Annotated in this window: 9 protein-coding genes; 1 reads left to right on the top strand and 8 read right to left on the bottom strand. The window is 45.3% G+C overall.

Going from position 1 to position 12,471, the window contains the following annotated elements; translation table 11 throughout:
* Positions 1 to 238: 238 nt before the first annotated feature.
* From NSU00_RS00990 to NSU00_RS00960, 7 genes are all read right to left on the bottom strand, one after another.
* Positions 239 to 1,549, bottom strand: coding sequence for a transposase family protein (locus NSU00_RS00990; RefSeq protein WP_013858128.1), 1,311 nt, complete (start codon positions 1,547 to 1,549; stop codon positions 239 to 241).
* Positions 1,550 to 1,992: 443 nt separating this feature from the next.
* The gene (locus NSU00_RS00985) at positions 1,993 to 3,288 is read right to left on the bottom strand and encodes a transposase (protein WP_340703220.1); all 1,296 of its coding nucleotides are present in this window, start codon (positions 3,286 to 3,288) and stop codon (positions 1,993 to 1,995) included.
* Positions 3,289 to 3,936: 648 nt separating this feature from the next.
* Positions 3,937 to 5,661, bottom strand: a complete 1,725-nt coding sequence (gene cydC / locus NSU00_RS00980) for a thiol reductant ABC exporter subunit CydC (protein WP_265114536.1) — start codon at positions 5,659 to 5,661, stop codon at positions 3,937 to 3,939.
* On the bottom strand, positions 5,636 to 7,384 hold the full coding sequence (gene cydD, locus NSU00_RS00975) for a thiol reductant ABC exporter subunit CydD (protein ID WP_340703219.1): 1,749 nt from the start codon (positions 7,382 to 7,384) through the stop codon (positions 5,636 to 5,638). Before cydD ends, cydC begins: the two co-directional genes overlap by 26 nt.
* 242 nt (positions 7,385 to 7,626) lie before the next feature.
* A complete protein-coding gene (gene cydB, locus NSU00_RS00970; RefSeq protein ID WP_013858125.1) occupies positions 7,627 to 8,637 on the bottom strand; it encodes a cytochrome d ubiquinol oxidase subunit II in 1,011 nt (336 codons plus the stop codon).
* Positions 8,637 to 10,028 (bottom strand): cytochrome ubiquinol oxidase subunit I, encoded by a 1,392-nt coding sequence (locus tag NSU00_RS00965; RefSeq protein ID WP_029142969.1) that lies wholly within the window; start codon positions 10,026 to 10,028, stop codon positions 8,637 to 8,639. The genes cydB and NSU00_RS00965 overlap by 1 nt, the downstream gene beginning before the upstream one ends.
* Positions 10,029 to 10,359: 331 nt before the next feature.
* The gene (locus NSU00_RS00960; protein WP_014096466.1) at positions 10,360 to 10,587 is read right to left on the bottom strand and encodes a hypothetical protein; all 228 of its coding nucleotides are present in this window, start codon (positions 10,585 to 10,587) and stop codon (positions 10,360 to 10,362) included.
* A gap of 138 nt (positions 10,588 to 10,725) precedes the next feature.
* Between NSU00_RS00960 and NSU00_RS00955 the strand changes: the two genes are divergently transcribed.
* Positions 10,726 to 11,466 carry a polysaccharide deacetylase family protein gene (locus NSU00_RS00955; RefSeq protein ID WP_340703218.1) on the top strand — a complete coding sequence of 247 codons (741 nt, stop codon included), beginning with the start codon at positions 10,726 to 10,728 and terminating at the stop codon, positions 11,464 to 11,466.
* A gap of 416 nt (positions 11,467 to 11,882) precedes the next feature.
* Here the strand turns inward: NSU00_RS00955 and NSU00_RS00950 are convergent, their stop codons facing one another.
* The gene (locus NSU00_RS00950) at positions 11,883 to 12,347 is read right to left on the bottom strand and encodes a hypothetical protein (RefSeq protein ID WP_029142968.1); all 465 of its coding nucleotides are present in this window, start codon (positions 12,345 to 12,347) and stop codon (positions 11,883 to 11,885) included.
* Between the last annotated feature and the right edge of the window lie 124 nt (positions 12,348 to 12,471).

Raw genomic sequence — 12,471 nt, 5'->3', positions numbered from 1 at the left:
TATCAAGTATAAAGTGCGTTGTCAACACTTTTTTATCTGGAGCAGTTCTGAAGAGTAAATTCATCAATTTTTAGATGTTTTATGATAAAATGACTTATCCACATTTAGAAAATTTTTCCATCTATTTTTTCTGCTTTCAAAGTCAAAAAGAGCCGAATTTGCAAATTTCTTTTTTAAAATTGTGGATAACTTCAAAAAAACCTTTTTTTACATCACATCCTTTGCTATAATATAACCATTAAGTAAACCTTACTTGTATTGGCTTACTTAAATGGGTGAAATCCTCGTCTGTTAAAATACGTGTCCGAAACGATTCCAACAGATTTGAGGATTTTTCTTTTGCCGTTTTTTTGAGTGCTTTTAAGATTGACGAACCTTTTTCAAACAGCTGTCTAATAATATCTGTTATTTGAACTAATAAATAATGATTTTTCATGGCTGTGTAGTTTTGGCTATTGGCATGTTCTATATTGTAACGATTATTTTTTTGTTCGTTAAATCCTTGATTTTCAATCTTCCAGCGGCTTCTTCCTGCAGCGATGAGTCGTTCCACGTTCTTTTTCGTGATTTTAATATCCGTTATAAATACATACTCTTTCGATTTCCCATCCTCTGTTTTCATTGTGGCCTCCATCAGATTGACCGTTCTGTCTTTGTAGGCAATATCATTCACCCAAACTAATGAATTCTGATCCTTACTTTGTTCCAGCTCTTTTATTGCCTTAAACTCCGTCGAGATACTTTTAATTCTCCCTTCCTTAAATCTGCATATATATTTCCATTTGTGCGCCCTGCACAGATTAAATACCGTTTCACATGCATAGAGACTATCTCCCAAGATACAAATCGGTAGTCTTTTAAATATTTTTTTTATTTTCTTTGCCAGCCTGTCGAAGGCTTTTAATTCACAATCTTGCTTAGAAACATTTTCTGATTCATTTTCGATAAATTCGGAGGCAATACTGAAGACCATATCCCCCACGACAAGCTTGGCTTCAAGTACATGGTGCATATAAAGTACGTTCGTTTCTCCTGTTTCTTTATTTGTATATGCCCGTCTCAGGCAGTGTTTACAATGTTTCTCATGAAAGGTGTGTAATCCAGTTCCATCAATGATGACACCCCAGTACTTTCCTTCAATTCGATAAGACTCGAGAGACCTTTTTTTCAATAATTCTTTAATCATATACGTTCTAATTTTTTCTAATTCATTTACATCTAAGCCAGATAAAAAGTCGTTAATTGTATCATAATGTGGAAGTTCTTCAAGAGAATCTAAGCCTAACACCTTCCCTACATTTTTAATACATTCTTCTTTATTAAAACTCTCACTCATGTTTCTCATGGATTTTAGGCCGGTCATATTTTTCAACATCATCGTAAATAAAAGGACCTCTGGACCATAAGTGATATAGCTTTGATGTCGGTGGTCTGCTACCTTTTTTAGGTTATTCATCAGGTCTTTGAAAAAATGCTTCTGAATTTTAAGGAACTCGAAAAAATAATTTGCTTCTTTTTCACGATTTCTTTTTTCTTTTCTAGTAACCAAAATAAAAACCCCCTCAAAACAGCCAAGTTTAATTAGGGCTTGCTGAACGAATCAAATTTTAGCTTGTATTCGACTTGTCACTAAGCCATGCCAAAATATTCGTCCAGCAAGCTCTAATTATTTAAATTATTACATATTTAGCCGCATTTTTGGGGGGGAATAGTTAAATTATCACGAAAAATTTTTACTCCTCAGAGCTGTATCTGGAGCTTTTTGCGATGTTAACAATTTTTCTTTCAATGCAAATAGAACACCACCAGAAATATAATATTGTCAGATAAATATATGCCCATTTTCACTATAAAGTCAATTTTACACGCTTAAAAAATGTACTGTTATCAGATAATTGTTGAAAAAATATAGAAATGTATCTAAAAAAAGGCGCACGAATCCAATGATCCACAAGCGCTTTTTTTGAAATTGATTTCCTTTATGTGGATAAGTTAAGAAACGAGGCTTCTCATTTTTTCAGCCTGGTTCTCTTTGACCCGGCCTAAGGCCATGGCTAACATGACACAGAGTGCCAGTCCACAACGCAGCTTCATTTTAGCCATTCCCCGAATTGTATGAAGTTCAAAGCCGAAAGAAGTATCAAGCCGGCTGTTCACGCGCTCTACAGCTGTACGTCTGTTGTATTCTTTTTTCCACTTATAGCTCGATCGATCAATGGGTGTAAAAATACGCCTGTCTTCAGATAATGAGATACGGAGCCCTTGTGCCACGGGGCATTGAGCCTTGCCTTCACATGTCACTCCCATTTGTTTCGCCGGGCAAAGTTTTTTTAGTTTCTGGCGGTCTTTCTCAAATCCCCCGTTGCACATTTCCCGTTGTTTACCTGTTTCAGGGCATACGCAGGATACGGTTCCTTTGTAGTTATAAACGACGTTTTCCTTTCCCGGGAGTAATCGTGTTTTGTCGGGGTCTTTCCACATATTGCGAATATCAATGATGGGCTTAATCTTATACGTATCCCAGAGTTTCGTAATCAGCTTCGTGTCATCATAACCCCGGTCTCCCGCCATCGTTTCCGCTGTTTTCAGAAGCTTTGGCTGCTTTTCTTCCATTTGCTCTAAGAGTTTATGCCCTTCCGTAATGTCTGACTCAGACGCTTTTGTAACCTTGAATGTTACCGGTAACTCGTAGGTTGCATCCACCACCAGATGCAGTTTGTAGCCAAACCATTTCACAACTTTTTGCCATGGGTTGCCTTCTTTTGTCACACCACTGTAAACCTTCTGGCTATGATTTGCATCCAGATCCCGGCGACCATCCTCGGTTTCATGCTTGTTCGGATGTTTAGAAAACGATGAGATCGCCTTGCTGTCGATTGCCAAGCGTTTACCAAAATCCGGCAACCGTTCCAGGAGCTGTTCTACCAAAGTCTCAAACATTTTATCCATCATTTCTTCGTCACGGATTAGGGATTTTAGAAAGCGCGTATAGGCATATGAAGTTGGAACCTGCCCTTCAAAGCCACACATCTCCCTTAATTGGCCATTACGGGAGAGTTCACGGCGTAATTTCTCAATGCTTTCATGTTGAAATACAATGCCTGCCAAGATAGAATTCCACATGGCACGAACGGGGTAGTCATTACGGCCCTTCCCCCTTTTCTTTTCAAGGCTTTGCATGAACGCTTCATCAGGCATGTAGTCCAGTACAAGGCGAAGACGGTCTAAATCTCCAAGAATCTCAATTTCTTTCCATGTAAACAGACTCATTTGTGGTATAATAGCCATACAGGTGAACCTCCCAGTGTTAACTCCCAGTGTTAAGATGTTAGTCCTAAAACTATTTTAACCTACTGGGGAAACGGGTTCACCTGTTTTTGTTTCAGTGGGGTGGAATTTTTGTCCACTCCTTATTTTTTTATCATTTTTGCTTGTTTCCCCCTCTTTTTAGGGGGAAAATTTTTTTATCCTTTTTTCAAACCCTTGGGCTACAAGGAGTCTGTAACATCGCAATTACCTCATCTGCCATGCCTCATGTGAAGCAGCGACATTTACTAATATACCAAGATAGCAAATCCATGTCAACAGTCTTTGTGTATTTTTATTCTATATTTTTTAGCTTATGGAGGGAATCCGGATTTAGCTTGTTACCGTTATGCTTCGTAGCGGATTTCTCCTCCGCCGCTGGTCACGATTGCCAATTTTCCTGTGAAATCAAATGTTTGGACTGGCACCACCCTTTCAAAAATCGGTTCATTTTCAGTGTAATGGTTCGCAAAGAAGAAATCAATGGAAACGTTTTCATAATTTGTGTCTATTTTTTTGCAATCGGCCCTTAGACGCTTCTTTCCCGGCACGGGCAATAATGAAAATCATCGGCAAATTCACTGCAGGCGCCCATGATGCAACAGCGGCACTGGAAAAAGCGGGGGCTGGTCAAGCGCCCCCGCGGTCCATTTGATAAAGTTTGCGGTAACGCGCATGGTTTTCCATTAATGCCGCGTGTGTGCCCTGCATGGCGATTTTTCCTTCATCCAAAAAGACGATCTGATCCATTTTTTCCATACCGGCCAGATGGTGGGTAATGAAAATCACCGTTTTATCCTTTAAAACTTCAAACATCGTATCGAGCAGGTCTTTTTCTGTCAGGGGGTCAAGCCCGACAGTCGGTTCATCCAAAATGACCACAGGCGTATTTTGCAGCAGGATCCGCGCGAGGGCGATTCTTTGCCGCTCGCCTCCCGAAAAACGCTGGCCGGTTTCCTCCATTTGGGTATGGATCCCATTTGGAAGGGAGTGGAGGTACCGGTCAAGTTTGACTTGCCGGATGGCCTCCTCGATTTCTACGGGTGTGGCGCCGGGGCGTCCGAGGGCAACGTTATTTTCGACTGTTGTCGCGAACAAATAAGGTTTCTGGTTCAAAACGCTGACCAGCTGGTGAATCCCTTCGCCGTATGCTGCCGGGGCATGCCCGCCGATGGAAACGGTCCCTGAAGCAGGCTGCAGCGCCCCGATCAGCAGATGGAGAAGCGTCGATTTGCCTGCCCCGCTTTTGCCAAGCACGGCAATCTTCTGCCCGTGGGGAATGGTGAGTGACACATCGTTCAAAGCTGCGGCCGGTTCGTTTTCATAATAGTAAAAGACGTGTTCCAAACGGATCTCCGCTTTCTCTCCCGGAACTGCACTGGGACTGCTTTTATCCGGGACATGTTGCCGGATCGTGTCAATCCGTTGCAGGGATTCTTTGTATGCCGGAATCTTTTCCACCGCCGCGGATGCCGGGATAATGCCTTCCAGAATCGGAAGGGTTACAAGCGTAAAAGACGCAATATAGGTCGGGGCGATATCGCCGTGCATTGCGGCATGCCCTGCCCAGATGCCGGCAAATATTAAAATGATGCCCGAGATGACCTGCAGCTGAAAGTTCCGGTTATGGTTCCAAAAAGACATCTTTCTTTCTATTTCATGACTCTTCCGGCTGTCTTCATAAAACTGCCGGAAGAACCGTTCTTTCTTTCCGCTGATGATCCAGTCGCGGATGCCGAATAAAGTATCCGTGACGCTCCGGTACAGTCGGCTCTGTGTTTCTTTCAGCGCGATTTGCCGTTTTTTCATGAAATATAAGGATAAAAGCGGGTAAACAAACAGGATGATCCCCATTAATATGGCAATCCACAACGCAAACAGAAAGTCAAATGCAGCCAGCGTGCAAACTGAATATAAAAACAAAAACAGCGCCGTTACAACAGGAAAAATGGTGCGGATATAAGCGTCCTGCAAATGCTCGATGTCATCGGCAAGCGTGCCGAGCAGATCCCCCGCCTGAAAACGGGAGCGGATAAACAGCGCCTGCGGTTCGAGCATTTCATACAGTTTGACGCGCATATCAGCAAGAATCTTCAACACCGTATTATGCCCGCTAAGCCGCTCAAAATAACGGGCGACCGGCCGCGCGATCCCGAAAGCGCGGACGCCGACGATCGGCACATAAATCAAAAGAATTGTCGCCGGCATTTCCGACGCCCTTGTGATCAAATAGCCGGACGTAAAGGTGAGCATCGATGAAGCAAGAAAAGCAACAATGCCAAGCAGGACAGTAGCTGCCATCAGCCACCGGTACTGGCGGATATACGGTTTAATATACCGCTTGAAGTATGCCATGTTCTGCCCCTCCCCGCTGCGCCTCGACAAGTTCGTAAAAGGCGCCTTTTTTCCGGTACAGTTCTTCATATGTGCCCGCTTCTCTAAGCCTGCCGCCATCCATCACCAAAATCAAGTCCATTTCTTTTACCCAGTGCAGGCGGTGGGTGGCAAAAAAGACAAGTTTCTGTTCAAAAAGCGGGAGCATCAGCTGTTTAATTTCTTGTTCCGTTTCGATATCGAGATGCGCAGTCGGCTCATCCAAAAGCATAACCGGCCGCGTATCCAGCAATGCCCGCGCGAGCGCAATCCGCTGTTCCTCACCGCCGCTTAGCGCCCGTCCGCCCTGGCCAATTTTTTCATCGAGCCCGCCCGGAAAGCCGGCGATGAGGCCGGAAAGCCCTGCCGTCCGGACCGCTTCCTCGATTTTTTCAAACGGCGCATCCGGTGCATACCAGGCAATATTTTCCCGTACGGTCCCCGAGAAAATATACGGATGCTGCGGAATGTAGTTCACCTGCTTTTGCCATTCGGAAAAGGACAAATGCGGAACTTCCAGGCCGTCAATCCTGATCCGCCCGCCATCCGGCATGGAGAACCCGGATAACAGGTCAATAAGCGTCGATTTGCCCGAACCGGAGATTCCGATCACGCCGATTTTTTGAAACCCGCGGGCGGTAAATGTGACATCCTGCAAAATCGCCCGGTTTTCTTCCGGCGACTGTTTTTCAAGCCCTTCCACTGTTAATGTGCTGTGTTCGTTCCAAACCGGGACGGGAAAAGAAAGCCCGGTTCCAAAGTCTTCTTTTTCGGCAAGCAGGCGGTGGATCTTCTCGCCCGCTTCTTTCCCGTTCATTGTGGCATGGTAATCGCTGCCGAGATCGCGGACGGGCATAAAGTACTCCGGTGCAAGAATTAAAAGCGCAAGGGCCGGTTCAAATCCGATTTGCCCGTTAATCAGCCGGAGCCCAAGTTCCACGGCCACGACCGCCACGGACAAAGTCGCGAAAAAATCCAGGGAGAACGACGATAAAAAAGCAATCCTGAGCGTCCGGTTTGTGGCAATCCGGTACTTGTTGCTGACTTCCCAAATGGCTTCTTTATGGCTTTTGCTCCGCCCCAAAAACTTTAGCGTCACAAGCCCCCTTAACGAGTCCACGAAATGGCGGGAAAGCAGCTGGTACGTTTCCCACCTTGCTTCTTTCTGCTTTTGCGCGGCAAGCCCGAGCAGAATCAAAAACCCGATTAAAATCGGCATGACAACGAGCAGCGTAATCCCGGTTTCAACGTCCTGTGAAAAAACATACACAAGGAGAACAGCCGGGATCGTCAGGCACGCGATAAAGCGCGGAATAAAAAGTTCCAAATAAGTACGGAACTCTGGAATGCCCTCAAGGCAAAGCGTCACCAGATTGCCTGTGCCATGCCTGCTGATGGCGCGCGGCCCGATGCGGAACAGCTTTTCAACGAGCAGGTTTTGGTAATGGAGGGACGTGCGGCTGGCAAACCGGAACGCAACCCGCGACTTTGCCCACTGCAAAAAGTGGCGGATGAGATGGGCGGCGAAAAAGATGCCAAATTCGGCCGCTGTTTCCTGCCACGGCACCCCTTTATATAAATGGACAATCGCTTTTGCCAGGTATGCCGCCTGCACGATAATGGCAACCGATTGGACCATCGTCAGGCATCCGGCAATGATAAAAGTTTTCAAGCTGCCTTTATACTGCATCAGATGTTTATCCATCCGCACCAACTCCTCTCCGGTATGGCCGGCCGTTCCGCCATACGCAGGGCTTTTTTGATTCGTTCACCGGCATCTTTTTCCACCTGCACGGGGCGATTGTGCCGGGTTCATACTACAATCTGCGTTTTCTCCGCACCCATTCAAACGGTGCCGGATGAAAAAGAAAACACCCGGTTTGCTCGAAATCCGCTCCCCGGGTGGGCAGCGGGCGGCAATCTTTAACCCCCGCCCCCTGAACTTTTTTAATAATGCAATTCATGCGGTGTAACCCGTTTCCGGAAGACATAGTAACTCCAAATTGTGTAAGCGAGCACGACCGGCACCATCGTGCATGCGACAATCGTCATGACTTTTAACGAATACGGGCTTGACGATGCTTTATAGAGCGTCAGGTTGTTCGCCGCCCCCATGGAACTGATCAGCACGTTCGGGAAAAGCGCAACGAAAAACGAGACGGTTACAAGAATTAAAATCAACCCGGTTACGGCAAAACTCAATCCTTCTTTTTTATTCCGCAAGAGCGGATACAGTCCCAGATAAAGCACAATGGCAACGGCATAGACTGGAATTAAAATGGCGCCCCGTTTCACAAACGCATCTGTAAAAACAGCAGTTAATATGGCAAACAGGACAACGACGGCGCCAGCAGCCATATACATTTTCATCGCTGCTTTTCCGGCACGTTCACGGATTTCGCCGTCCGTTTTTAAACGGATAAACATCAGGCCATGCAGATAGACAAGGGCGACAAAGGCCAGCCCGCCGACGATCGTGTAAAGGTTGACGATGTCGAAAAATCCGGCATGCATCGTCATCGAGCGGTCAATCGGAAGCCCCTTGATCATCCCGGAAAACAGGGCGCCGAGCAAAAACGGCGGCAGGAGGCTTCCAAGCAAAATGGCCCAGTCCCAAATGCCTTTCCATTTGCTTGCCTGGAGCTTGCCGCGGAATTCAAAGGCAACCCCTCTGGCAATGAGTGCAAGCAGCAGGACGACAAAGGCAAGGTAATAGCCGCTAAAAAGCGTGGCATACCAGTTCGGGAAAGCGGCAAACATGGCGCCGCCCGCTGTCAGGAGCCATACTTCATTGGCATCCCAGAACGGCCCGATCGTGTTAATGAGCACCCGTTTTTCCGTCTCATTTTTGGCAAGGAATTTTGTGCTCATCCCGACCCCGAAATCAAAACCTTCCAGAAATACAAATCCGACAAATAACACACAAACAAGCACAAACCATAATTCATTTAACTGCATTATACAAACCTCCTTGTATTGAAAGGATCCGATGCAGTAATGTCTTCTATCGGTTTTGCCTGCGGGCCCTGTTTAATGACGCGGATAAACAGGTAAGCCATCGCCACGGCAAGCAGCGTATACACAATCGAGAAAGCAATCAGTGAAAACAGCAGCTCGCCGGCCGAAACATTCGGCGAAACGCCCGCACTCGTTTTCATCAGGCCGTTTACCACCCATGGCTGCCGGCCCATTTCAGACATAACCCAGCCGAACGAGTTGCCGATCGTCGGGATAAACATGCAAGGGAACAGCCATTTCAAGTAACGCATGCTGTTTTCGATTTTTTTCTTCCAGACAAGGTACAGGCCGATCAAACTCATCAGGATCATAATGCCGCCAGTGGCAACCATGATCCGGAAGCTCCAGAACGTTGTTTTTACAGGCGGAATATAATTGCCTTCCCCGTATTTTTGCGCGTATTCTTTTTGCAGCTCGTTCATCCCTTTGACGGATCCGGAAAACTTGCCATAGGATAAGTAGCTCAGCAAGTACGGAATTTGCACCTTGTATTCCGACTTTTTATTTTTCGTATCAATGATGCTAAACAGTGTCCATGGCGCAGGGTCCCCGGTGTTTTTCCAGATTCCTTCCGCAGCAGCCATTTTCATCGGCTGGACATTAATAAGATAACGTGCCTGGCTGTGCCCGGAAAAGGCAAGGCCGAGCCCGCTGAGAAGACCGACGATAAGTGCGATGGCAACAGACCGTTTGAAAAAGGCCACATCTTTTTTCCTGATCAAATTCCAGGCCGAAACACCGGCGATGAAAAACGCACCGGTGGCAAGGCTGCCGAAAATAATGTGCGGGTAAGCCACCTGCAATTTTTGGTTCAACAGCACGGCGGCAAAATTGTTCATTTCGGCGCGGCCATTGTGAATTGTATAGCCGACCGGGTTTTGCATAAATGAGTTTGCGGCCATAATCCAGAGCGCCGACAGCATGGTTCCGATCGAGACGAGCCAGATGCAGGCCAGATGCAGTTTTTTCGGGAGTCTGTCCCAACCGAAAATCCACAGGCCGATGAAAGTCGACTCCATAAAGAACGCAAGCAGCGCTTCAATCGCAAGCGGTGCGCCGAATACGTCCCCGACGAACCTCGAGTAGGCCGACCAGTTCATCCCGAATTGGAATTCCTGGATAATCCCAGTCACCACCCCGACTGCGAAGTTGATGAGGAAAAAGGTTCCCCAAAACTTCGTCATTTTCTTGTAAATTTCTTTCTTTTTCACCAGGTAAAGCGTTTGCATGACAGCGACAATAAATGCCAATCCGATTGAAAGCGGCACGAAAATGAAGTGGAACAAGGTTGTAGTTGCAAACTGGGTCCGTGCCAATATGACTTCACTCATTTCCCAAAATCCCCTCCTCTTCCATATTTCCGTTACTTTATCATTACACTTATATTATATTTAATCTTTTTATGGTACAGATAGGAGCTGTGTGACAATTCGGTTAAAAACTGTCGAATATTATTTGACAAATCATTTTTCTGGAAAAATATTCTTCCCGGCCTATTGACTTTTTGTGAAAGCGTGATCAAAAGAGGGGCGGCTCATTCGGGCGGCTGGGATAATCGCGTCCATTTTTTCCGGTCCAGGTCCGTAATTTCCTTTTTTCCAGAACGCTCTCCGCTTCTTCTTTTCCAAAAAGCCGTAAAAAAAGAGCGGCTGCCTCCGCTCTTTACTGTTTCATTTCCCGCCTATAGGACACGGCGAACTGGGCATATTCGCTTTGGGGCGCGACTTTTGTCAGGAGCTTAAAAAGAATTCGGTACCGTTCTTTCATGGCCCTTTTGATGACCCGCTCAATCCGCTCATCATTCAGGTCAAGTAAAATTTCTTCCATTTCTCTTTTCAACAAATACTGCAGTTCCAGCAGCTCTTTTTCATGGACGACAAGACCTAACACCCGCATGCACCCTTTCTGTTCATGGTACGTCTATTTTTACCAAATTTAAGGGAAATATCACAGCACTTTTCCTTGCATAATCCTGAAAAAATGGCGCATACAATAAGACAAGTGCAGTTTTTAACGGGAGGTTGAATCATGCACCATACGAAATCGCGAAACTGGAAACCGTATCTTTTCATTGTCATTGTCTCGTTTTTTACTGCCTTATTGATCTATACCCAAACGCTGGCGCAGACGGCAACTTTTTCAGCAAAAGGCACCTCGAAAGCCGTTTTTAAAGGAGAAAACGGCATTGCGTTAACTTTTAATATTGGCTGGGGCGATGAAAAAGCCGTCCCTATCTTGAAAACGTTGCAGAAAAACGGCGTAAAGTCCGCAACCTTTTTCCTGTCAGGCGCGTGGGCGGAACAGCACCCGGATATTGTGAATAGGATTGAAAAAGCCGGATATGAGATCGGAAGCCTCGGTTATGCCTATGTGGATTACACGGATGAAGAACCGGCTAAAGTGCGGCATGATATGCAGAAGGCACAAGAAGTGTTTAAAAAACTTGAAATAAAGGATGTAAAACTTTTGCGTTCCCCGACCGGCCATTTTGACAAAACGTCATTAAAAATCGCTGACCAACAGGGGCTTACAATGGTTCACTGGAGCGTCAACACCGATGACTGGAAAAACCCGGGCACCGCAAAAATTATTGAAAAAGCAAGCACAGCCGAAAACGGGGATATTGTCCTGCTGCACGCTTCTGATGCCGCAAAGCAGACGAACAAAGCCCTGCCGCAAATCATCCGTCACTTGTCGGATAAAGGAAAATTTGTGACCGTTTCCGAAATGATTGCAAACGGAAAAGCAGAAACGAAAGTGATCCCTTAAAGGCCAGGGCTCCCGGACAGGTTGGATGGCAACGCTGAATCGGGAGCCTTTGTTTCTGCCCACCGTACCATGGCTGATAATGCTTTCTGCTGCGGATTGCTGGGATATGGCGATGGAGGGAAAGATTTCTTTCCTTCTCCACCGCGTATACAACCAGCTTCATTGCTGTATACATTTCTGACTATCCATATTATAATAAAGGAAGAGATTATTTAAAAATCATTCAACAATTTGTCAAGCATAGTAAAAAAGTTGGGTTCTAAAAATTTATATAGACATCGATTAATAGAATACAAGTAAAATATCTTGAAGAGCTTGGAGTAGATGCCCTTTTTGTTGACGAAGCGCAAATTTAATCTTGGAAATGTATCGAAAAACAAAAAAGGAGGTTCGTTTTACATTTCTTCCATTTAAACCTAAAATCTTACATTATTCTGCTGTAGCTGACTAAGTATATTCGATGTTAAAAAGACTCCAACAGGGGGCAAGGTACCACTAATTACGGGATATCCGGTAAGAGATTTATCGGTTGTAGCAATCCAAGTTCCATGCTCTCCTGCTTGTAAAGAAGGAGGTTTCATAATAAGCCTCCCATTTAAAACAAAATGTCGAATTCTAATCAAGGGATCATCAAATATAGTTAAGTTACCGGAAAATGCGGCAAAAGGTGAATCAAATCTTATTTGATTGGTGTTTTCATCCCAATATCCATTAATTGGAATAGGTGTGCCACGGAAATTAACCGTACCAACTATCCTGTTATCTGTAATAGAGTTAATGTTTAGTAAACCCCAAACGATTGGTCTACCATCTATAGCAGCATGGAGGCCCCATACTGACGGGAATGGAATACTAACCATTGTTTGCTGTGCAGTTTGCAATACTAATCTCCCCCTAAATTTAAAGTTTATGTTCTGAAGGATAAAGGATTAGATATCTTATTTACTATCCTATATAAAGGACCAATCCAGTATATGCACCACAAGCTGAATATGTTTACTTTTA

This window comes from Weizmannia sp. FSL W8-0401, from assembly GCF_038009125.1.
Classification (GTDB): Bacteria; Bacillota; Bacilli; order Bacillales; family Bacillaceae_C; genus Weizmannia; species Weizmannia coagulans.
Note: the sequence above shows the minus strand (reverse complement) of the source record. Positions and strands in the feature narration are given on the sequence as shown.

Excerpts from the sequence above, each read along its gene's own strand:
- NSU00_RS00985 (WP_340703220.1), bottom strand. The coding sequence starts at position 3,288 with ATGGCTATTATACCACAAATGAGTCTGTTTACATGGAAAGAAATTGAG.
- cydC (WP_265114536.1), bottom strand. The coding sequence starts at position 5,661 with ATGGCATACTTCAAGCGGTATATTAAACCGTATATCCGCCAGTACCGG.
- cydD (WP_340703219.1), bottom strand. The coding sequence starts at position 7,384 with ATGGATAAACATCTGATGCAGTATAAAGGCAGCTTGAAAACTTTTATC.
- cydB (WP_013858125.1), bottom strand. The coding sequence starts at position 8,637 with ATGCAGTTAAATGAATTATGGTTTGTGCTTGTTTGTGTGTTATTTGTC.
- NSU00_RS00965 (WP_029142969.1), bottom strand. The coding sequence starts at position 10,028 with ATGAGTGAAGTCATATTGGCACGGACCCAGTTTGCAACTACAACCTTG.
- NSU00_RS00955 (WP_340703218.1), top strand. The coding sequence starts at position 10,726 with ATGCACCATACGAAATCGCGAAACTGGAAACCGTATCTTTTCATTGTC.